23 protein-coding genes are annotated in these 20,003 nt (G+C 54.7%); all 23 read left to right on the top strand.

Annotation, left to right across the window (positions count from 1 at the left end):
* The first annotated feature begins 176 nt into the window (after nucleotides 1-176).
* The 23 genes from VJ369_RS03225 to VJ369_RS03115 all read left to right on the top strand — a co-directional run bounded on the left by VJ369_RS03225 (nucleotide 177) and on the right by VJ369_RS03115 (nucleotide 19,953).
* Nucleotides 177-476 carry an HNH endonuclease gene (locus VJ369_RS03225; RefSeq protein ID WP_324090701.1) on the top strand — a complete coding sequence of 100 codons (300 nt, stop codon included), beginning with the start codon at nucleotides 177-179 and terminating at the stop codon, nucleotides 474-476.
* A gap of 125 nt (nucleotides 477-601) precedes the next feature.
* Nucleotides 602-946 (top strand): terminase small subunit, encoded by a 345-nt coding sequence (locus tag VJ369_RS03220; RefSeq protein ID WP_324090700.1) that lies wholly within the window; start codon nucleotides 602-604, stop codon nucleotides 944-946.
* Nucleotides 900-2,507, top strand: a complete 1,608-nt coding sequence (locus tag VJ369_RS03215; protein WP_324090699.1) for a terminase large subunit domain-containing protein — start codon at nucleotides 900-902, stop codon at nucleotides 2,505-2,507. Before VJ369_RS03220 ends, VJ369_RS03215 begins: the two co-directional genes overlap by 47 nt.
* Nucleotides 2,508-2,610: 103 nt before the next feature.
* Entirely contained in the window at nucleotides 2,611-4,050 is a 1,440-nt protein-coding gene (locus VJ369_RS03210; protein ID WP_324090698.1) for a phage portal protein, read from the top strand.
* On the top strand, nucleotides 4,026-4,745 hold the full coding sequence (locus VJ369_RS03205; RefSeq protein WP_324090697.1) for an HK97 family phage prohead protease: 720 nt from the start codon (nucleotides 4,026-4,028) through the stop codon (nucleotides 4,743-4,745). The genes VJ369_RS03210 and VJ369_RS03205 overlap by 25 nt, the downstream gene beginning before the upstream one ends.
* Before the next feature lie 22 nt (nucleotides 4,746-4,767).
* Nucleotides 4,768-5,994 carry a phage major capsid protein gene (locus tag VJ369_RS03200; RefSeq protein ID WP_324090696.1) on the top strand — a complete coding sequence of 409 codons (1,227 nt, stop codon included), beginning with the start codon at nucleotides 4,768-4,770 and terminating at the stop codon, nucleotides 5,992-5,994.
* Between the two features lie 67 nt (nucleotides 5,995-6,061).
* Nucleotides 6,062-6,238, top strand: coding sequence for a hypothetical protein (locus tag VJ369_RS03195; protein ID WP_324090695.1), 177 nt, complete (start codon nucleotides 6,062-6,064; stop codon nucleotides 6,236-6,238).
* Nucleotides 6,210-6,728 carry a hypothetical protein gene (locus VJ369_RS03190; RefSeq protein ID WP_324090694.1) on the top strand — a complete coding sequence of 173 codons (519 nt, stop codon included), beginning with the start codon at nucleotides 6,210-6,212 and terminating at the stop codon, nucleotides 6,726-6,728. The genes VJ369_RS03195 and VJ369_RS03190 overlap by 29 nt, the downstream gene beginning before the upstream one ends.
* The gene (locus VJ369_RS03185) at nucleotides 6,728-7,063 is read left to right on the top strand and encodes a hypothetical protein (RefSeq protein ID WP_324090693.1); all 336 of its coding nucleotides are present in this window, start codon (nucleotides 6,728-6,730) and stop codon (nucleotides 7,061-7,063) included. Before VJ369_RS03190 ends, VJ369_RS03185 begins: the two co-directional genes overlap by 1 nt.
* A complete protein-coding gene (locus VJ369_RS03180) occupies nucleotides 7,063-7,317 on the top strand; it encodes a hypothetical protein (RefSeq protein WP_324090692.1) in 255 nt (84 codons plus the stop codon). Before VJ369_RS03185 ends, VJ369_RS03180 begins: the two co-directional genes overlap by 1 nt.
* Nucleotides 7,317-7,727: a hypothetical protein gene (locus VJ369_RS03175; protein WP_324090691.1), complete on the top strand. Its 411-nt coding sequence runs from the start codon at nucleotides 7,317-7,319 to the stop codon at nucleotides 7,725-7,727. Before VJ369_RS03180 ends, VJ369_RS03175 begins: the two co-directional genes overlap by 1 nt.
* A 69-nt stretch (nucleotides 7,728-7,796) precedes the next feature.
* Nucleotides 7,797-8,357, top strand: a complete 561-nt coding sequence (locus VJ369_RS03170; RefSeq protein ID WP_324090690.1) for a hypothetical protein — start codon at nucleotides 7,797-7,799, stop codon at nucleotides 8,355-8,357.
* A gap of 138 nt (nucleotides 8,358-8,495) precedes the next feature.
* Nucleotides 8,496-9,071: an HNH endonuclease gene (locus tag VJ369_RS03165; protein ID WP_324090689.1), complete on the top strand. Its 576-nt coding sequence runs from the start codon at nucleotides 8,496-8,498 to the stop codon at nucleotides 9,069-9,071.
* Between the two features lie 67 nt (nucleotides 9,072-9,138).
* Nucleotides 9,139-9,441 (top strand): hypothetical protein, encoded by a 303-nt coding sequence (locus VJ369_RS03160; protein WP_324090688.1) that lies wholly within the window; start codon nucleotides 9,139-9,141, stop codon nucleotides 9,439-9,441.
* 143 nt (nucleotides 9,442-9,584) lie between these two features.
* The gene (locus VJ369_RS03155) at nucleotides 9,585-9,821 is read left to right on the top strand and encodes a hypothetical protein (RefSeq protein ID WP_324090687.1); all 237 of its coding nucleotides are present in this window, start codon (nucleotides 9,585-9,587) and stop codon (nucleotides 9,819-9,821) included.
* Between the two features lie 119 nt (nucleotides 9,822-9,940).
* Entirely contained in the window at nucleotides 9,941-10,681 is a 741-nt protein-coding gene (locus VJ369_RS03150; protein WP_324090686.1) for an HNH endonuclease, read from the top strand.
* Between the two features lie 76 nt (nucleotides 10,682-10,757).
* Complete coding sequence (locus tag VJ369_RS03145) at nucleotides 10,758-14,456, top strand: peptidoglycan DD-metalloendopeptidase family protein (protein WP_324090685.1); 3,699 nt, start codon at nucleotides 10,758-10,760, stop codon at nucleotides 14,454-14,456.
* Between the two features lie 53 nt (nucleotides 14,457-14,509).
* Nucleotides 14,510-15,310, top strand: a complete 801-nt coding sequence (locus tag VJ369_RS03140; protein WP_324090684.1) for a hypothetical protein — start codon at nucleotides 14,510-14,512, stop codon at nucleotides 15,308-15,310.
* A complete protein-coding gene (locus tag VJ369_RS03135) occupies nucleotides 15,311-17,566 on the top strand; it encodes a hypothetical protein (protein WP_324090683.1) in 2,256 nt (751 codons plus the stop codon).
* 413 nt (nucleotides 17,567-17,979) lie between these two features.
* Entirely contained in the window at nucleotides 17,980-19,059 is a 1,080-nt protein-coding gene (locus VJ369_RS03130; protein WP_324090682.1) for a hypothetical protein, read from the top strand.
* Nucleotides 19,060-19,181: 122 nt separating this feature from the next.
* The gene (locus tag VJ369_RS03125) at nucleotides 19,182-19,457 is read left to right on the top strand and encodes a hypothetical protein (RefSeq protein ID WP_324090681.1); all 276 of its coding nucleotides are present in this window, start codon (nucleotides 19,182-19,184) and stop codon (nucleotides 19,455-19,457) included.
* Nucleotides 19,454-19,654: a DUF7620 family protein gene (locus VJ369_RS03120; protein ID WP_324090680.1), complete on the top strand. Its 201-nt coding sequence runs from the start codon at nucleotides 19,454-19,456 to the stop codon at nucleotides 19,652-19,654. The genes VJ369_RS03125 and VJ369_RS03120 overlap by 4 nt, the downstream gene beginning before the upstream one ends.
* Nucleotides 19,651-19,953: a putative phage holin gene (locus VJ369_RS03115; protein ID WP_324090679.1), complete on the top strand. Its 303-nt coding sequence runs from the start codon at nucleotides 19,651-19,653 to the stop codon at nucleotides 19,951-19,953. Before VJ369_RS03120 ends, VJ369_RS03115 begins: the two co-directional genes overlap by 4 nt.
* Nucleotides 19,954-20,003 lie beyond the last annotated feature (50 nt).

The raw sequence follows: 20,003 nt of genomic DNA, 5'->3' as shown, positions 1-20,003 counted from the left end.
GCGACACCTGCCCGATCATTCCTGACGGTAACCCTGAGCCAACCATAGATGCGAGTCAGGCGAGTTACCGTCACAACCTGCAAAGGGTAGCGCGACGGCTACTAGACCGGCGCAACGTTGCCCACGCTGGCACCGGACAACCAGCGTGGGTGACAACAAGAGGTGGTGGTGAGCGTATGGCAGGCGACGGACAAACAAGCAGACGATACCGCCAACTACGCAAAGCCTTCCTTGACGCATGCAGCGACAAGCAAGCGCAATGCTGGCTATGCTCCATGCCCATCGACTACACCATCCCATGGCCAGACGACGAAGCCTTCGAACTAGACCACCTATACCCGCGCTCCACGCACCCCGAACACGCCGAAGACCCCGCAAACTTCCGAGCAAGTCACCGCCGATGCAACAACAAACGGTCAAACAAAATGCAGGTCGGCGGACTCGGAACACTCAAACGCAACTGGCTCAAAGGGTAGGGGCCCAAACGCCACTACCAAGTATTTCCGACGGACAGATCCCGGGTGCCCCTGTTCTCTCCCCCCGCCATTTTGATCCGGGGTCGCGTGCGTGATTGTACCAAACAATGTAGCAGGAGGTTCTTGTGAATGTTTCCGAGAGTTTCCTTGCTGCGGTTGCCGCTGCGAAGCATATTGATTCTGAGGGCGCGGATGCTGCGGCTGTTTCTGCTGGGTTGGCGTTGGCTCGAAAGATTGATGCGTGGGATCAGATCGTTGATTGGGCTCTTGAGGATGCTTCTGAAACTGAGTCTCGACCTAAGGTTCCGGCTAATGACAACACTTCCTTGCCTACGTTCTTGCGTTATTGCGAGGCGCTGGGCTTGACTCCTGGCTCGCGTCGGGCGCTGACCGGCGATAAGGCTGTGGAGGTTGACCCTGTTGATGAACTCAAGCGCAAGCGTGAAGCCAAGAAGCGGGCGGCTGGGTAGTACTGTTCCGCGTTTGTGGACTAAGCCGTTACGTGAGCTTACTCCTGAGACTTCACTTGGTTTCGAGGCTATTGAGGCCGCTAAGATTGCTGGCCGCCATTTGCATCCTTGGCAAGAGTGGTTTTTGATTCATTCGCTTGAGTTGGCGTTGGGTTCATTTTCGAGTGACACGTTCCCGAAGTTGCGGTTCAAGACTGTTCTTCTGTTGGTCGCTCGCCAGAACGGGAAGTCGTTCATCATGTCTACTCGCCTTCTGTGGCGGATGCTGATGTGGGAGGGCCCGGAAGATGAGCCGGCGCTGATCCTTGGCGCTGCTCACAAGTTGGGTGCGGCTGAGGAGATCTTGGATTTGACGGTAAAGGCGATGCAGCGTTCGGGTGCACGCCGGTACATTGAGCGCAAGTCCAATGTGAACGGCAATAAGTTCTTGGAGCTGACGAATGGTGCCCGCTATAAGTGCGAGGCGGCTTCGGACGATGGTGGCCGTGGGTTGTCGGTTACTGATCTTGCTTTTGATGAGCTTCGCCAGCAGCGCGATTGGGAGTCCTGGTCGGCGTTGACCAACACTACGAATGCTCGCTTCTCACCGCAGACCATAGCAGTGTCTAATGCTGGCACTGCGAAGTCTGCTGTTTTGCGTGGCTTGCGCAAGCAGGGCTTGGATCGCATTGCTGACTGGGAAAAGTATGTTGAGTCTGGCGTGAAATCCGTTGAGGATTTCGCAAACTCTCACGACACCACAATGGGCTTGTTCGAGTGGTCCGCACCTGATGATTGCGATATTCACGACCGTGACGGCTGGGCTTGGGCTAACCCGTCTATGGGCTATGAGGACGAGAACGGGATTGCATACGTTACCGAGGAGATGATGGCCTCTAAGGTCGCTCTCGTTGGTGCTGGTGGCGATGACGGGGTGCCGGAGCACGTGTTCCGCACTGAGAATCTTTGCCAGTGGGTTGTAGCTTCTTCTGATGGCCCGTTCTCTGCGGAGGCTATTGCTGCGTGCGTTGACGATTCTGCTGACTTTGATCCTGAGTCTCCTTTGGTTCTTGCTGTTGACACTTCACATGACCGTTCGATGACTTACTTTGCGGTGGCCGGTTATACGCCTGCTGGTGTTCCGCTGGTGCAGATCATTGCTCAGCGTGCTGGCACTGAGTGGGTTGCTAAGACGCTTGCGGGTGGGCTTGAGTTCACGCCTGATTCGGTTGTGGTTCAGGGCCGTGGCGCTCCTGCTTCATCTTTGATCGAGTACATCGAACAAGAAGGCACTGAGGTTCGCGCCTGTCAGGGTACTGACCTGACGAACTCTTGTTCACAGTTTTATGACCGGGTTATGAACGGAACAGTCCGCTTCACTAATCAGCCGGCATTGCTGCTGGCGATGGGTGAAGCAGTAAAGAAGAGCTTAGGTGAGACTTGGGCTTGGAATCGTGCTAAGTCGCCTGTCGATGTTGCGCCTCTTTGTGCTGCGACGGAAGCCCTGTGGGGTTTAGAAATGCTTGATAAGACTCCTGTTGCCTCTACGGCGTATGGGCAAGATTACGACAAATGGTGGTGAGCGTGTGAGTGTATTGGATGCGTTTACCAGGCTGATTCGTGGCGGATCTTCTGGGCGAATGACTACGGAGCGTTTCGATGGTCAGACTCAGGTGCATTGGTCGATGAATGAGTCTTCTGAGTCGTCTCTGGACAATAAGTCAATTGAAGAACTGTGGACTAATCAGCCTCATTTGCGGACTGTGGTTAATTTCCTTGCGCGCAACATTGCCCAGCTTGGTCTTCATACGTTTATGGCTAATGGTGATTCGAATGAGCGTGTGCGTGGGGATAGTGTTTCGAGTATTATTTCGAAGCCGAATGCTCGACAAACCCGCTACGACTTGATTCTTGCGCTGGTTGGCGACATTGCTCTTTATGATCGAGCTTACTTGTGGTGTGCGCCGGACATGAACCGCCCGGAGGGCTTCTCGGTTTATAACCTGCCTGCTGGTTGGGTTCATTCGAAGGCTACTTCGTTCTACGGTTCGAATGAGTTCGTTGTTGCGTTACCCGGTAACGATGGCGAGAAACTGAGTTTCACTGCTGACGAAGTGATCGAGTTCGAAGGCTGGACCCCCGGCGATCCTACATGTTCTACTTCGCCTGTTGAGACGCTGCGTCTCACGCTTGAAGAGCAGCATCATGCGCGTGTGCACCGCAAGCAGTTGTGGAAGAAGAATGGTCGCATTGGTTCGTTTGTGACTCGTCCGAAGGATGCCCCGTCGTGGGATGGTTCGGCTCGCAAGCGATTCACAGAAATGCTTGAAGCTTTCACGGGCGATAGGGGTTCTCGCGCTGGCGGAATGCCGTTGCTTGAGGATGGCATGGATGTGAAGCGTATCGGCTTCTCGTCTGCTGATGAGCAGTGGGCGGATTCGACGAAGCTTTCGTTGGCTACTGTTGCGCAGGTTTATCACGTGAACCCGACGATGATCGGCTTGTTGGATAACGCGAACTATTCGAATGTTCGCGAGTTTCGGCGCGGTCTTTACGGCGACACGCTGGGGCCGATCATCGCAATGATCGAGTCCCGGTTGAACGCTTTCTTGCTACCACTCGTCGGGGCTCCTGCTGGCGTGTTCTTGGAGTTCAACGTTGAGGCGAAGTTGCGTGGCTCGTTCGAAGAGCAGGCAGCGGTTATCTCTTCGTCAGTCGGTGGACCTTGGATGACTCGTAATGAGGCGCGGCGCTTGCAGAACCTCCCAAAGATTGATGGCGGGGATGCTCTGATTGTTCCGCTGAACCTTGGAACTCCTGACTCTGGATCTACCGAAGCTGTGGAAACGGTGGAGGAAGCCGAGAAAGCTGTTGCGGAGTTATGGCGTAAATGCCTAGTTCGTCAGCAGTCGGTAATTTCTGCGAAGGGTTGGGATGGTGGCCGGTGGAAGCGTGAGCTTGAAGCTGATTTGTCGGTAGCCGGCGTTCCTGATGCAGGATCAATCGCAACCCTTTTGAACGACCATACTAAGTCCCGGCTCGATGCTGACCTCGATAATCCTGGGCACGTTTTCAACATGCTTATTTTGGAGGTGCCAAATTGGCAAAACTTAAAGCGACCGTAGCTGAGATTAAGTCTGAGGGCGATGGCCTGTCTGATGGGCAGTTTATAGGTTACGCGTCAGTGTTCGGCAATAAGGATTCTTATGGCGATGTGGTTGCCAAGGGTGCTTTCACTTCAACTATCGCTGGCCGGCAGTTCCCGATCTACTGGCAGCATCGAACCGATGATCCTGACATGAACATTGGTAAGACCGTGGAAATCCTTGAGGATGACCACGGTTTGCGCGTTAAAGGTCAGCTTGATCTTGATTCGGCAAAGGGCGCTCAGGTGCACCGGCTGATCAAAGAGGGTCGCGTTTCTCAAATGTCGTTTATGTACGACGTGGTGAAACAAGCCGAAGTTGGTGGCGGTCCTTGGGAGGGCGGCCACATGGAGTTGCAAGAGCTGAAACTCCATGAGGTGTCGATTGTTCCAGTAGGGGCCAATCAGGAAACAGAACTTCTTGCTGTCAAAACTGGTAGCAAGGCTGGTCGAACTATTTCGGCCAAAAACGAATCCAAGATCAAAGCAGCGCATGAGGCGCTGGGGGAAATCTTGTCTTCGATTGAGTCTGACAATTCGGATGTTAGCGGCGAGGAGCCGAAGAGTGGCAAGGCTGAGGAGCGGGAAACCGCCAAGGCTGAGGACCACTTAGAAGTCAAGGCGCGTAAAAACCCGGATGCAGCACTCGCACTCATAAACGCCCTAACCATTTAGGGCATAACCGAAAGGAGCCATCATGGCTACTCTCTTGGAAAAGCGCGAGGCCGCAGCCGTGAAGGCACGTGGCATCGCTGAAACCGCTAAGTCTGCTGGTGTGGATCTCACCCCGGAGCAGGTCGAAGAAATTGACGGCCTGATCACCGAGGTTAAGTCCTTCGATGAGCAGATCCTAAAGGCCAACGAGGCGCAGGCAAAGCTTGACGCTATGGGCGCTGTAAAGATGCCCGAGAAGAAGAAGGAAGAAACTGTGCAGGCTAAGACCATTGGTGACCATGCCGTAAAGGCATTCGGTCAGGAATTGGCGAACTTCAAGGGTTCGTCTCAGCGCTTCTCGCTGGGCGCTCAGGAGTTCAAGGCTGCCGGCGATTCGCACGCTCTTGCCGACGGTGGCGCTCTGCACCCACAGATCGACCAGACTGTCGTTCAGGGTTTCCGTGAGCGTCCAACCATCGCCTCATGGCTTGGCACTGGCACTCTGACCGCAACTTCGATCACGTACTACGTGGAAGCGCTGAAAGAAGGCGCTTTCGAAGCTGTTGCCGAGGGTGGCCTCAAGCCACAGCTTCACTACACCTACGATCAGGTCAACGATGCGCTGACCAAGATTGCCGGTCGCATCAAGATCAACGACGAGATGGCGGAAGATCTGCCGTTCTTGGTTTCGGAGATCAACGGTCGCCTGCTCTACGATCTGGTCATGTTCGAAGAGGCTCAGCTCCTGAATGGCTCGGGCACTTCGCCGAACCTTCGCGGCCTGCTAAACCGTGTGGGCGTGCAGACCGAAGCCGCTGCTGATAACACTGACAATGCGGATGCGATCTTCCGTGCGCTGACCAAGGTTCAGACCGCTACCGGTTTGACTGCTGACGGTCTTGTGATCAACCCGCTTGATTACCAGACCCTGCGCCTGTCCAAGGATGCCAACGGCCAGTACTTCGCCGGCGGCTTCTTCACTGGCGCTTACGGCAACGGTTCGGTCAACGCCGCGCCGGGTATCTGGGGCCAGAACACCGTTGTTACCTCTGCCATCGCTCAGGGCACCGTCCTAGTTGGTGCTGGCAAGCAGGGTGCAACCGTTTACCGCAAGGGTGGCGTGCGTGTTGAAGCTACTAACTCGAACGAGGATGACTTCAACTACAACCGTATTTCGGTTCGCGCCGAGGAGCGTATCGCCTTGGCCGTGCGTAAACCTTCCGCTTTCGTGAAGGTAACCCTATCGAGCACCGCACCGGTCGCCGGCTAATTATCCAGTTACCTAGTGGGGTCATCTTTCGGGGTGGCCCCACTGGTGTATCAGGAAGGAATATCTGATGGAAATCTACGAAATTCTGATCGGGAACATTCCTCACCAGGTGCAACTGGATAAGGAAACTGCTGAGCGGGTTGGCGCTAAGCCGATTAGTGTTCAGGAGCCGATCAAGGTGCCGAACAAGGCTCGTCGCGGGAAGGTGAAGGCTAATGTCTCTACCTCCGATACTGACGAGTAAGCCGGCCCCAACTGATGATCAGTTCTGGATTGATGCGGCGACTAGTGCTGTGCGCCGGTACTGCGGTTGGCATGTTACCCCCGAGCACACTGAGACGTTGATTGTTGACGGCAATGGTGGCGAAGTTTTGCAGATCAAGTCGAAGCATATCGTTTCGGTGTCTGCGGTCCTCGTTGACGGTTCTCCCGCTGAGGCCGATTGGTCTGAGGCGGGCTTGCTGTCGCGCAAGGACGGCGGATGCTGGCCTAAGAAGTATCGGTCGGTGTCTGTAGAGCTCACGCATGGCTATGAGGACGCTGGGGAGCTTGGTGCACTAATTGCTGGCATTGCTTCTCGTGCGGCAATGAACCCTTCGGGGAACGTTGTTTCGCAGAGAGCCGGCACGCAGTCGGTAACCTATGCGGCTGCTGGCGGTTCGGTTGCGTCTATCCCTTTGCTTGCGACTGAGATGGCGTTGCTTGAGCCGTACAAGTTGAACTGGGGGCCGTAATGTTGCAGGTTCAGGGTGAGCAGGTGATTCGTCACCAGTGGCTTAGGAATGAGCGTAACCCGCAGGGTGCGCAGGTTCCGGTCTATCAGGATGTTCTCGTTGAGGATGTTGGGATAGATGTGGCTGCCGCTGATGAACCACGCAATATGTCTGCTGAGCGGGATGTTGTTGAGCGCGTCTTGTTTCTGCCTCCTGGGTTGACGATCAGTCATCTTGATCAGTTCACGGTTTATGGGCAGCGGTTCGGTGTTGAGGGTTACGCGCCTCCTGTGCGTAATTTCTTCACAGCTTCCGTTTTCCGTACTGAGGTGAAGTTGAAGCGGGTGACTGGCTGATGGCTCGCAAACTCAAGTTCAATCGGGGCGTGTTTGAGCAGATCCGCAATTTGCCGGAGGTTCGCGCTGATTTGAAGCGTCGTGGCGACAAGATTGCGGCGGCTGCTGGTGGTGAGGCGATGGGCTATAAGGTCACGGAGCTGGTTTTGGAAGATCCGCGTGGCGCTGTGTCAGTGATGGCTACAGGGCACGCGCACTTTCATAACAGGAAGCACCATGCACTTTTGAGAGCACTCGACGCTGGGAGGGATTGATGCCTGAAATCATTCTCTTTCAGGACCCGGTTGTTCGTGCTGTGGCGTTCCTTGGCAAGTATGTTCCTTTTGAGGCTGGCCCGTTCATGGATGTGCCGCCTGGTTGGGAGTGGGGCCCGCTGCTGGTGACGGTGGTGGACACTGGTGGCCGGGGCGAGCGGGACGTTGTGCTTGATGATGCGCGGGTGACGGTGGAGGTTTCGCATGCTGACGGCATGGAAGCTTCTAGGGTTGCTCGTGAGTTGCATGGCCTGATTCGTCAGTGGCCGTTCGAGGAGGCTGGCGTGATTTTCTTGCGAACTGTTCAGCGTCCTACTTTCCAGCCCGACTCGGAGACTCGCACGCCGGGTTACTCCTTCACTGTGGAACTGAGTTTCAGAGCGTCAACAACCCAGATTCCCGCTATCTAACCAAACAATTTTCGAAGCCTGACCACGTTTGTGGTTGGGCTTTTTCTTATGCCCTTTAGGAGGCAAATCATGGCAACTGGTACACAGAATGTGCTCGTTGGTGCTCCTGTAACCGCTACCGGCGGTGTGCTGTTCGGTGATAAGACCGTGGCCGAACCGACAGATGCAACTACTGCACTAGACCCAGCATGGATCAAGGCGGGATATGTGGGAGACGGAGGTGTCACTCGTACTACCGACGCTTCCGACGATAAGGTAATGGCCTGGGGTGGAGACGTTGTAAAGGTCGTCCGCACCGAACACAGCCTGACCTACACTCTTGAGTTCCTTGAGTCCGCTAATGCGGACGTGTTGAAGCTGATTCATGGCGACGCAAATGTTACTGTCACTGCTGGCAAGGTCAAGGTAAACCATACCGCCAAAATGCCTGCGCGCAAGTCGTTCGTCATTGACATGGCAGACGGTACTACGAAGATCCGAGAGTACATCAAGGATGGTCAGCTTTCGACTTCTGGCGATGTAACTTTCGTACACTCAGAAGTAATTAGGTACGAGGTAAACATCGAGGCCTTCCCGGACGCTAACGGCGTAAAGGCGATTTCGTTCGTTGATGGCCCGGTTGTTCCGTAAATAATCTCCTACTTCCCGGTGCGTGTTGGTCAGCTCCGCACCGGGAAATAGGTTCTTTTTCTGGTAGAATTAGAGAATTAAAGAACCCCGCGAATGCTCTAACATTCCGGGGTTGTGACCGACTGAAAAGGAGTCGATATGACCAAGTCTACCTGTTCGTTTGATGGATGCACAAAGCCGTGCAGGACACTAGGCCTTTGCGATAGTCACTACTGGCAGCATCGGCAGGGGAAGGGTCTAAAGCCCCTCGGCGGACAGCATTTATCACTGGAAGAACGCTTCTGGCAAAAAGTTGATAAGTCCGGCAGTTGCTGGGTTTGGACCGGCGCAACTTTCCCTGATGGGTATGGATGCGTGAGGCTGAACGGAACTAACGCTGGAGCGCATAGGCTTTCCTACGAATGGGCCAAGGGTGAGATTCCCGAAGGGTTGTTTATTGGCCATATTTGCCACAACACTTCGTGCGTAAACCCTGATCATCTACGCTTGGCAACAAACAAGCAAAACCGGGAAAACGTTCTAGGTGCGCAGTCTACGAGCCGTTCTGGTATTCGTGGAGCAATCTGGAACAGTAGCAAGCAAAAGTGGGGAGCTCGCGTTGGACACAACGGCAAGCGCTACTATGCGGGATACTTTGACACTCCCGAAGAAGCTGGTGAAGCGGCTCGCCTGAAAAGGCTTGAGCTGTTCACTCACAACAATTTAGACCGATAACCAAACAATCATGCAAGGCCCTCATTATCTGGTGGGGGTCTTGCTGTTTAACAAGAAAGGGCTGACCATGCCTGTCTCTAAGACCCGTAAGGGCGGACGTTCTACCGCTAAGCAGTACACCTTCGTCAAGTTCGAATACGAGGGATTCAATGAGCCGTTCGAGCTTCCTTCGTTCGAGCAGATGCCGCTCGGAATCATCGAGGCCATGGAGCGAGGGAATATCTCCAAAATCATCACATGGCTCTCTGGTGCTGGTGTTGATGAAACCGTGCTTGAAGACTTCCGTGACCTTTCGCAGGAGGAAGTCATCCCATTCACTGAGGTTTGGGGCAAGGGCCAGCCTGTGGGTTTAGGGAAATCCGAGAGTTAATCCGGCTCCACACTGAATATCCGTCTGCTTTCGAAGCTTCCTTGATTGATAGGGGGCTTCGTTGGCGGGATATTTCTACTGAGGATCTCACTTGGTCTGATTGCTGGGCTGTTATCGACAACCTTCCTTACGATGACCCTTTGATGCGCGCCATCAATGGTAAGGACTGGTGGTGGTACAACCCCGTGGTCGATCACATCGTTGGTATTTACGACGGTATCGGTCAGCTTGTCGCTGTGGTGACTCGTCGCCGTGGCATCAAGAAGTCCGAGGTTCCGAAGCCTACACGTAGGCCGTGGGACAAGAAAACTGAGACAGAAGTTCTCAAGGTCAAGCCGTCGAAGATCGAGGATCTTCGGAAGTTGCTGGGCTGGGACTAAAAGACCGTGGCGAGTCGATAATGTCGGCTCGTCACGGTATAATTAGGTAATTAATCAAAACGGCCCCGGCAGTGCGTCAACACTGTTACCCGAGGCCTAACGAATCTGGAGGATTCGCTATGGGTAAGTCTACCTGCTCGGTTGTTGAATGCGAAAAGATAGTCAGGTGTAAAGGTTATTGCACCTCTCATTATCGGAGATCGTTAGCCGGAAAACCTTTGTTGAATCCTTGCCCGTCCTGCGGCAAGGACAACACCACCGTTAACAAGTATTGCTCCCCGGGATGCTACCCAGAAGTCCAAGGTCCCCGATGCTCCGTGTCTGGATGCCCGCGAAATCCTATCGCTCGCGGTATTTGCGCAACTCATCATCAGTATATGAGTAGGCATGGCGGCCTACCAGATAGGTGGTGTCGTGGATGCGGGGAGGCGCTGCCATATGGAGCGTCGCAGGGCAAAAGGTATTGCGGTGAACTTTGCACGCCGAGCGTCGCGGATATTCCCTCTGAGTGGAAGCCCTGCGAAAGATGTTCCTACCCAGTGGATATGTCAATCACGCATTCATCTGGTAGGCGCAGAAGATCCGACATAAAATTGTGCATCTTTTGCGCAAAGGCAAAGTACCGCAGGCATAAAACTTCACTCGGTGAGATCCTGGCGAGGGACGGCAATGCCTGCCGACTTTGCGGTGATTTGGTGAATCTAACCCTGAGTATGCCAAACCCTGCCAGTCCAAGCGTTGACCATATAATTCCTTTTTCGCTCGGCGGTGGTCATGAGTTAGAGAATCTGCAACTGGCCCATATGCGGTGCAACCAGAGTAAGAATAATAAAGTTCCTGCCGGATTGGAAATGCAGTAGGAGCAGATAGGTATTAGGCCTCACTTTTTTTGTGGGGCCTTTTGCTTTTCCTAAAAGTATCGCAGGGGGATAAAATATGGCCAGTTCAGTTGAGCTAGCGACCGGATATTTGACGCTGGCCGCCGAAACTTCATTGCTCGCTAAGCAGGTTGGCGGGATTTTCAAGGGCGCAGAGTCTCAGGCTTCTAAAGCTGGCCTGGGAATGGGCAAGGCTATTGCTAAGGGCTTTGAGCAGAATAAACCGGACGTTGATTCGCTGGCTGCTGATGTGGAGCGTGCTGAGAAGCGCGTGGCTGCTCAGGCTGAGACTTCGGCGCGTAAGGTCGAGGCCGCGAAGAGGAAGTCTGAGATTGCCCAGGCGAAGCTAAATGAGACTACGGAGAAGTTTGGTCCGAAGTCTTCTCAGGCACTATCTGCCGTTGATCGTTTGGCGACTGCTGAGCAGAAGCTAGAAGCAGAAACTAAGGGTGCTGCGGACGCTCAGAATCGTTTGCAGAATGAGTTGAAGCAGTCCAAGGATTCATTAGCTTCGGCTACTAAAGCATCATCCACTGCGTCTACTACCTATGCCAAAGGCTGGAAGGGTGTTGGGCAGAAGCTCAAGGCCAACCTATCCAAGGGCATGAAGACCGCCACGACTGCGGCTAACAAGCAGGCAGAGGATGGCGGCAAGCGTGCTGGCGGCGGGTTCTCTAGTTCGTTCAAGGGCGCTCTGGGTGGTCTTGCTGCTGGTTTCTCTATCGCGGCGGTTGCTGGCGGTGTCAAGGAAATTGTTGGCATGGCCGGTGACGCTGAACAGTCCATCGGCGCTATCGATACCGTGTTCAAGGAAAACGCTCAGACGATGCATGACTGGGCGGCTACTGCTGCTCAAACTGTAGGTATCTCGGGTAACGAGTACCGCGAGCTTGGTACGCTCCTTGGTTCCCAGTTGAAAAACATGGGCACGCCTATGGATGAGATTGCTGATAAGACTAATGGTCTGATCGGCATGGGCGCGGACATGGCTTCCATGTTTGGCGGTACGACGAAGGAAGCTATCGAGGCTATTTCGTCTGCGCTCAAGGGCGAGATGGACCCGATTGAGAAGTACGGCATTACTTTGTCGGCGGCGACTCTTGAAGCTGAGGCGTTGTCCAAGGGTATTTTGAAGCCTGTTGTTGATGCTGACAAGGTTGCCACTGCGTCTACGAAGATGACTCTTGCGCAGAACAAATACAACGAAACCTTGAAGAAGTACGGCAAGGATTCTGACGAGGTAAAGCGCGCTCAGTTGACTTTGACCTCCGCTGAGGAGGCCTATAGCAAGGCGACTGCTGGCAAGGTTCCAAAGCTTGACGCTGAGTCTAAGGCTCTTGCTGTGCAGTCTGCTCTTTATGGGCAGGGCGCTGATGCTCAGGGTAACTTTGCGCGTGAAGCTGACACTTTGCAGAACAAGCAGCAGAAAGCGTCGGCGGCGTTTGCGGATCTGAAAGAGAAGGTTGGCGGGGCTTTCCTGCCTGCCATGACTACGGCTTTCGGATTCATCAATGAGACTGCTATTCCTGCGCTTGAATCGTTTAGCGGTTGGGTTGGACGTACCGGTGACACTATTGGTCAGACTCTTGGCCCTATTTTGCAGGGTGCTACCGGGTGGATTCAGGACAATAGCACGGCGCTAACTATTGGTGCTGGCGTTATTGGTGCGCTGATGATTCCGATGCTGATCAAGTGGGGCATCCAGGCGACTATTGCTGGCGCGAAGAATGTTGCCGCGTTCCTGCTCGTGAGGGCCGAAGCTATCAAGACGGCAGCGGTATTCGTTGCTCAGTCGTACAAGATGATTGGTCAATGGGTAGCAATGGGCGTTGCTGCGATCCGGTCTGGCGCGCAAACTGTTGCGGTTTGGGCGTTGTACAAGATCGAGGCTGCGAAGGCTGTTGCGGCGATGATCGCGACTCGCATCAAGATCGCTGCTCAGTGGGTTGCTATGTCTGCCGCCGCCGTCGTGTCTGGCGCAAAGACTGCTGCGGTGTGGACTGGCACGGTGATCAAGCAAGCCGCTGTGGGCGCTGTGGCGTTCGGTGTGCAAGCTGGCAAGGTTATTGCTAGCTGGGCTTTGATGGCTACCCGCTCAATGGTGCAGGCGCTCAAGATGGCCGTTTCGTGGTCTGTCGGTGTACTTGTTCCTGCTGGCAAGGCTGCTATTGCAATGGGCATTCAGGCGGCTAAGGTCGTTGCTGGCTGGCTACTCATGGGCACACAGTCGCTCTTGCAGGCTGGCCGCATGGCTGCCGCTTGGTTGATTGCGATGGGTCCAATTGGCTGGGCGATTGCTGCCATTGTCGGTATCGCGGCGATTGTGATTGCCAACTGGGACAAGATCAAGAAGTTCACTATTGATACGTGGAACTCGGTCTCAGGGAAGATCAAAGATGTTTGGAATAACAACATCAAGCCGGTCTTCCAAGCTCTCGGCAGTTTCATCAATGAGCACGTAAAGCCTGCGTTCCAGCGTGGCGTTGATGGGATCAAGAAGGTTTGGGACACGATCAAGTCGATCGCGTACAAGCCTATTGATTTCGTTGTAAACACGGTCTACAACAACGGTTTGCGTGAGATGGTCAACACCATGTCTAGCAAGCTCGGGTTGGATTGGAAACTTCCTGAGGTCAACATTCCTGCGTTCGCCAAGGGCGGGCACATGAAGGACGGTTGGAAGCTCGTCGGCGAAGAAGGCCCCGAGCTTATCAACACCGGCCCCGGCTACGTTTATACGGCTAACGAGACTCAGCAGATGCTTGCAGGTAAGCAGCAAGCACCTATGGCCGCGTTGTCGTCAATGAACGGTGGGCACGACGAGAAGAAGTCTCAGATGCCTATTGGCGGCTTCTGGGATGACCTCTGGGGCGGTGTGAAGAACACTGTTGGCAAGGTGAAGGACTGGGCTGTGGGCATGCTCGCAGCTGGTGTTCGTGCTGTGACTGCACCGCTCAAGGATTCAATGTCTTCGTTGATTCCTGGTGGCGGGTTTAACGAGTTGATCCGTGGTGCTGGGTTCAAGGTGATCGATGGGTTGACTGGTTGGGCGACGCAGAAGGACGAGAGCGCTGGCGGTGGCTCTGGCTCCGATAGTGCGATGTTCTTCGATGGTCCGTTAGGCGCGTTCTCCAAGCCTGCTAATGGTCCGATTACTTCGGGGTTCGGTACTTCGCGTGGGGCCTATCCTCACGCTGGTATCGACTTCGCAGTAAGTATCGGTTCGGCTGTGCGTTCGATGCTCAACGGTGTTGTCCGCAAGATCGGCTGGAACGCTGTTACCGGGCGTACTGGTAAAGGCATGGTCGTTGATCACGCCGATGGCTTCTCGTCCTACTACGGGCACTTGTCCGGATGGGGCAAGAAACCGGGTGACAAGGTGTCTGCCGGCGAGCGCATCGCCAACTCGGGTAACACTGGTCGGTCTACTGGCCCTCACTTGCACGCTGAGCTGTGGAAGAACGGGTCACCGTTCAACTACATGTCTTACCTGCACGACTCTGGTGGTTGGTTGCAGCCGGGCGTTTCCACGATTGTGAACAAGACGCGCAAGCCAGAAGCTATCTTGAATCCGGGTCAGTGGGACACCGTGACAAAGGCTGTGAACAACACGGTTGAGGGTGGTTTCCGTGAGTCGGATATTGACCGGCTGATTGAAGCTATTCGAGATCGCGAGCAAGTGGTCAGCGTTCAGGTTGATTCCAAGGAAGTCGCTAAGGCGAACATCAAGGGGCGCAAGGAATTGCGTCTCAAATAATGATTGAAGTGGCTCACTGGAAACGGTGAGCCACTTCCATTTTGGAGGGTTTTGTGACTGTTTATCTAGGCACGTTGGGTCGCATGATCCCCATTTATTCGACCCCTTCCGCGCAGTTAGAAATTGAGGATCGGTTTAATTTCAAGCGGACAATCGAGGGGCGACGCAAGGCTGAGGTCATTCCAGGCGGCCGGCGTGCTTGGTCTTTGAACGCACAGTTTGCTGACCCCGCTGAATCCGCCACCCTTCAGGAGTTCACTAATGGCAGTTGGGGTCGCGGGCCGTTTTGGTTTGTGTCTGCTGATGCGTCGGTTACTAATCTTCTTACGCCTGCTGCTGCTTCGTGCGATCCGGCGTCGGTCGTAATGAGCTCGGGCGCAACTCTCTTGGGTTCGCCGCCTCTGTTGACGCCTGATGGCTGGGCTGCTCGGTCGGTGTGGAAGGACACGGTAAATGGCGCGTTCTTCGGGGGTGCTGTTCCGGTGTTGGCTGGTCGCGTGGTTACTGGTTCTGCGTATGTGGCTGGTTCTGGTGGTTTTGTTCGGCTGTTGTTTTTGAATGCGGCTGGTGCTGTGGTGTCGCAGGTTGATTCTGTGGCGGCTACTACGGCTGTGGCGCGTCGTTCGGTGTCGGCTTTGCCTCCTGCTGGTGCGGTGTCTGCGCGATTGACGGTGACTGCTTCGGTGACCGCTGCTGCTCGTCCGGCTATTAGTTGGACTGACAGTGTTCAGCCTTATGGGGATGGTCAGGGGTGCGAGAAGGCTGTGGTTCATTCGGTGTCGCGTGATCAGGTGTTGGCTGTTGTCGGTCACACGTTCAGCAATGTTTCTTTCACAGTGACGGAGGTGGGCTAGTTGCTTCCTGGTTCTTTTACAGGCGGTGATGTTCGCGAGCTGGTCACTTATGCGCTGGTGAATGGTGTTCGCCGCGAGGTGGAATCTTTCAGCAGCGATCGTGATTTGGCGGGGGATTTGCCTGAGCAGGTTGCGGCTGGCGGTGGTGTTTCTGGCGGGTCTGGCACAATCGTGTGGGCTCAGCTGGAGGACGTGCAGTCTCGTGAGATCTCGCCGTGGCATAAGCCTTCTGGTTGGCCTCCGTCGTCGGGTGATCGTGTGGTTGTTTATGTGACTGATGGTGCCACTGATTTCCCGCGTTTCACTGGTGCGATTGATAAGACTTCGGGAACCGTTGGTGGTGGCATCCAGTCAACGGTGATCGATGACCGGGACAAACTCAACGCGAGCTTCACCCATGAAGCGTTGCTGCGTCACCATGTGCCGTTCAGTGAGGGGGCTGCGTACCGATCGATAGGGTTGAGCCACTGGTACCCACTGACAATGGCGCTGCGTAAGGCAGGGTTTTATAACACTCCGCCGCCTGTTGCTGATGTTGCGGTGTCGGTTCCGTTGCAAGGGTCCGTGTGGCCGGAGGGTGGCACCGTTACGCTTGCCAGCGGCGGGGGGAGCACTGGAACTATCCACGCTGGCTTCTACTCTGCACCGTGGGGTTACGCTGCCGGAGCATTCGATGCAACCTACCAGCCTCGCACCTCGTATAACGGATCGGAACCTCTGCAGATCACGGTGATGGTCGCTCCCGATCACGCCGCTAACGCAAACATCTATGTGAACTACGGCGCGGATCATGTTCGTCTGCGCGTTCACCCGAACCGGGTCGTTTACGCGCAGTTGAATGGCGTGCTGGTCGCACAGTTGGGGCCATCGTCAATTGTTGGGATGACGGCGGTGACGCTGCTGGTCAAGAACGGGGTGTGGACGCTTCGAACGGACAAGGGCTATACCGCAATGGGTTCGCAGGTATTGCCTGCTGTAGTCATGGGCACGATCCGTGTGACTGCTGAAAATGGTGCACGGATCGCTGGTATCCAAGTGGGTCGGCCATTGAGAACGAGTCATGAGTTCTCGTCCCTTTCTTTCACGCCTTCGATGCGCTTCGTGCCAGGCAATCTCGCTTCAACGATGGACATGATGCCACGGCTGGAGAATCGGAACATTGCGGATCTTGTAGATGAGATTTGTAAGGCGACACTCACGGCGGCTTGGTTCGATGAGTCCGGTGTGTTGCAGCTAGTTTCTGCCGATACGATGCGCAACGCTTCGCCAGCGCAGACCATCACCACGTTGGATGACATTACGGAACTCGGTTGGGAAGATTCGCTGCTGTCTGTCCGCTCTCGCGTTGAAGTCACGTGGAAAGATGCATCAATATCCAAGAGCCTGCAACAGCGTAAAGAGCTGTTTCGGGGAAGCGGGGATTCGCTCGTTTCGGCTGACAACGTTGAAGTATTCGCAACCCCGGATGATTCAACTGAATGGCTTGGCGTAGACCGTGCCCTGACTATCCTCAACACGAGCAATTGGGGGGTTTACAACAGTCGCCGTGGATCGTTTGCAGGATACTTTTATTCCACCAACGGGGAGACCGCCACAGAATCCGGGCTAACGATGACGGTGAGCACCGAGAATATCGGCACCGCCGGGGTGAAGATCAACCACGTTGCGGGAACATACCCCACAGACGTTGAAGCAACTTTGGGGACAAGCCCAACATCTACCGCGCTGTGGTCTTATCTACGCAACCAAAACCTTCCTGTGATACGCGGGTACGGGGAGGGTAAGTGGATTGACGAGGTGACGGTTTCGGCGACTGTGGGTCCAGGTTACGCGCCAGAGCTAACGCATGATCTTGGGTTCTGGGGTCACCCGCTTTTTGAGGGTGGCTCAGTCGCGCAACGACTGGCTGATTTTATCGCTGGAATGGTCACGGCCCCTACTCCCACGTTATCTGGTGTGGGCGTTTTGTATGACCCACGCCGGCAGTTGGGTGACGTGATCACTATCCAATCAGGAATCTTGGACGTGACACTCAAGGCTCTAGTTGTTGGCATCAGTGAATCTCATGCTCCTGGCGATCACTCGCAGACGCTTACGGTCCGAATCATCAGCGTGACCAGCACACGCAAGATTACTTACGCAGAATTTGAGGCTGCTTGGTCTGGCGGTAACTACGCGGCCTTTGAAGCGGCATGGGCTGGTCTCAACTACACGAACTTCGAGAATGACCCATTGAGAGGGGCACCAAACCAATGACACGGTACACGCCACAATACGGTTTACCCGCACCAGAGCTGACAAGCCCAGTAGTAACGTCCGGGGACGTTTGGAAGCTGGCCCTAAAGGTAGACTCTGAATTAGGCATAGAAGCCACCAGCATAAGAGATATCTTGGCAGGCAAATTTCCAATGGGTGGCTCTTTGCCCGCGAGCATTACTCAATCGCAGGTTGATTCCCTTCCCCCGGGGCTCTACAGCACAACAGGAGGCCGACCCGGAACCCCAGAAGATCGCCAAGGAACGCTTCTAGTAGCAGATTTTGGGCTAGGAAGAACGCACCTTTTCATAACCGGCACAGCTCCTGGAACCTACGGTCCAGAAGTGTGGGTTAGATCTTCTCACGGAAATGGAGTGTTTTCAGAACCTAAACCGACAAGGATATACCCACCCATGATTGAAACCCGTCGCGCACCGGTCGCGCTTAACCACCCACGCGGCACTGATACTGACTCACGTCCTTTGGTGCAGGTTCGCATACCCGTAAAGTTTGCGGTGGACGTTCCTCGCATTCGGGCACTTTTCCGCAACTACGACTACAACACCGATACTCCCTATCTCGGAGTATTGAATTTTTCTGGAATCGCTATAGGCAAACATCAGATGAACGCCGACGGATCGATGACTGGACGATTCCCCGAAGGGGAAACGCCTCAAGTGCTTCGGAATGCTTTTGCTAGCCCCGGTGACGCCAGTAGCTTTGGATCTGGCTGGCAGAACGTCAATCTAAAGGCCGGAGAGGAGTACCTTCTTTCCTACGCCTACGAATCAGCGGAAGAAGGGCAAGTGAATGCGTATCAGTTGGGGGTGTGCTTCACCAACCAAATCCTAAGTTCATGGGTGCGCCCGGGGTCCGTTACCTCGGTTCGGCAGAACTACTCACCGCTCAGCGTGATGCTGGAAGTGGAAGTTCCGAAGAGTACACGGGTGAACATGTATATAGGAGACTCCCACTTAGCAGCACTGAATGCAACATACCCGTGCCGTGACTCGTGGGCTCAAAAGCACGCGCAAGCACAGAGGGCTATCGCGTCCGTGCTGGCACAGCCGGGTGGATCAATGGCTGACTATTCGGACGTCATGACTCCGAAGCTACGCATGTGGTCGCATCTCGATAAACCTGACCGCGTGTACCTTGCCAACGGATACAACGACCTGGGCAACGGTGCAACCTTGGCCACGATGAAAGAACGGTTCAACACGTTCGCGCAGAACGTCATGAACTACTATGGCAATGAGCTTTACCTGGCTACGATCCTTCCCAAGGCAACGGAGCCTAGCTTAAACGAAGTGCGATGGCCTTTCAACGACTGGCTAATGTCACTGCCTATGAATTCAGAAGTGTGCTCGGACCAATATTCTGCGATCGCCAGTCCGTCAACTGGCCTTACTGATACTCGCTGGCAAGCAGCTCCCGGCAATGCGCACCTAAATAGCGGTGGCAATTCGAAGCAGGCCATAGTAACACTATAAAAGCGCTCACAGGGGGCGCATTTTATATGTCCCCCTGTGAGCGTTGCCCCCCAAAACTTTTAGGAGGCCACGTTGCCCACTCATGTTTTTCAGCCCAAACGTAACCCGCCGAGGTGGTGCTCATGGATGCAATACCGTGGACGGCGCTAGGGTCACTGAGCCCCGCCGCCATGCTGATGCTCGCGGTGTGGCTGATCCTGACCGGGCGCATCATCCCTAAATCAACGTATGACGTAATGGTGAAAGCGCGTGATTCGTGGCAGGAAACAGCGCAGAAGAAACAAGAAATCATCCACACCCAGTCTGAGACGATCCGCGAGCAGATGGTTGTCAACGAGACGGTCACGAAGATCATGACTTCCATCCAAGACGCTAACAAACCGGGTGATGACCGATGATCTGGGGACGACGCAAACAAGCACAGGAAGCAGCAGACGAAGCGTTGGCCGCGAAGATTGAGGCGGAACTCGACCTCAAAGAAGCCAAGCAGACGCAACGTGAGGTAACCGTGCAATCAGACCGTATCCGTGAAATCAACCGACAAAACCATTTCAGCGAGGGGCTTCAACGCTCATTCCGTGGAAGGCCAGTATGACAGTGCAACCAACGACCGCGATCCTCATGGCGGTAGTCCTTATCGAAACGGTCATCGTCATGTTCGGGTGGAACTGGATTACACGCGGCGCATGGACCGGGTTTCCTGCAGGTCGTGTGCTCATGGCCCTGCTCGGTGTCCAGTCCGCGATCCTACTCTTGGCAACACTATCGGGTTTCTTCCCAGCGTTCCCCGGCAGACCATACGTCTACCTTGCCCTGTATTCAATCCTGATACTCGTGGTCGGATGGCTCGGCTACACGATCATCCGAGAGCAACGAAAACACAACAAAGACTAACCCCCAACGCTCCAAGCCTTCACCGCACGGTGAGGGTTATTTTTATGCCC

This window comes from Glutamicibacter sp. (genome assembly GCF_035257265.1).
Taxonomy (GTDB): domain Bacteria; phylum Actinomycetota; class Actinomycetes; order Actinomycetales; family Micrococcaceae; genus Glutamicibacter.
This window is presented reverse-complemented; position numbering and strand designations above follow the sequence as displayed.

Excerpts from the sequence above, each read along its gene's own strand:
- VJ369_RS03225 (WP_324090701.1), top strand. The coding sequence starts at position 177 with ATGGCAGGCGACGGACAAACAAGCAGACGATACCGCCAACTACGCAAA.
- VJ369_RS03215 (WP_324090699.1), top strand. The coding sequence starts at position 900 with ATGAACTCAAGCGCAAGCGTGAAGCCAAGAAGCGGGCGGCTGGGTAGT.
- VJ369_RS03210 (WP_324090698.1), top strand. The coding sequence starts at position 2,611 with ATGAATGAGTCTTCTGAGTCGTCTCTGGACAATAAGTCAATTGAAGAA.
- VJ369_RS03200 (WP_324090696.1), top strand. The coding sequence starts at position 4,768 with ATGGCTACTCTCTTGGAAAAGCGCGAGGCCGCAGCCGTGAAGGCACGT.
- VJ369_RS03195 (WP_324090695.1), top strand. The coding sequence starts at position 6,062 with ATGGAAATCTACGAAATTCTGATCGGGAACATTCCTCACCAGGTGCAA.
- VJ369_RS03190 (WP_324090694.1), top strand. The coding sequence starts at position 6,210 with ATGTCTCTACCTCCGATACTGACGAGTAAGCCGGCCCCAACTGATGAT.
- VJ369_RS03185 (WP_324090693.1), top strand. The coding sequence starts at position 6,728 with ATGTTGCAGGTTCAGGGTGAGCAGGTGATTCGTCACCAGTGGCTTAGG.
- VJ369_RS03180 (WP_324090692.1), top strand. The coding sequence starts at position 7,063 with ATGGCTCGCAAACTCAAGTTCAATCGGGGCGTGTTTGAGCAGATCCGC.
- VJ369_RS03175 (WP_324090691.1), top strand. The coding sequence starts at position 7,317 with ATGCCTGAAATCATTCTCTTTCAGGACCCGGTTGTTCGTGCTGTGGCG.
- VJ369_RS03170 (WP_324090690.1), top strand. The coding sequence starts at position 7,797 with ATGGCAACTGGTACACAGAATGTGCTCGTTGGTGCTCCTGTAACCGCT.
- VJ369_RS03165 (WP_324090689.1), top strand. The coding sequence starts at position 8,496 with ATGACCAAGTCTACCTGTTCGTTTGATGGATGCACAAAGCCGTGCAGG.
- VJ369_RS03160 (WP_324090688.1), top strand. The coding sequence starts at position 9,139 with ATGCCTGTCTCTAAGACCCGTAAGGGCGGACGTTCTACCGCTAAGCAG.
- VJ369_RS03155 (WP_324090687.1), top strand. The coding sequence starts at position 9,585 with ATGCGCGCCATCAATGGTAAGGACTGGTGGTGGTACAACCCCGTGGTC.
- VJ369_RS03150 (WP_324090686.1), top strand. The coding sequence starts at position 9,941 with ATGGGTAAGTCTACCTGCTCGGTTGTTGAATGCGAAAAGATAGTCAGG.
- VJ369_RS03145 (WP_324090685.1), top strand. The coding sequence starts at position 10,758 with ATGGCCAGTTCAGTTGAGCTAGCGACCGGATATTTGACGCTGGCCGCC.
- VJ369_RS03130 (WP_324090682.1), top strand. The coding sequence starts at position 17,980 with ATGATTGAAACCCGTCGCGCACCGGTCGCGCTTAACCACCCACGCGGC.
- VJ369_RS03125 (WP_324090681.1), top strand. The coding sequence starts at position 19,182 with ATGGATGCAATACCGTGGACGGCGCTAGGGTCACTGAGCCCCGCCGCC.
- VJ369_RS03120 (WP_324090680.1), top strand. The coding sequence starts at position 19,454 with ATGATCTGGGGACGACGCAAACAAGCACAGGAAGCAGCAGACGAAGCG.
- VJ369_RS03115 (WP_324090679.1), top strand. The coding sequence starts at position 19,651 with ATGACAGTGCAACCAACGACCGCGATCCTCATGGCGGTAGTCCTTATC.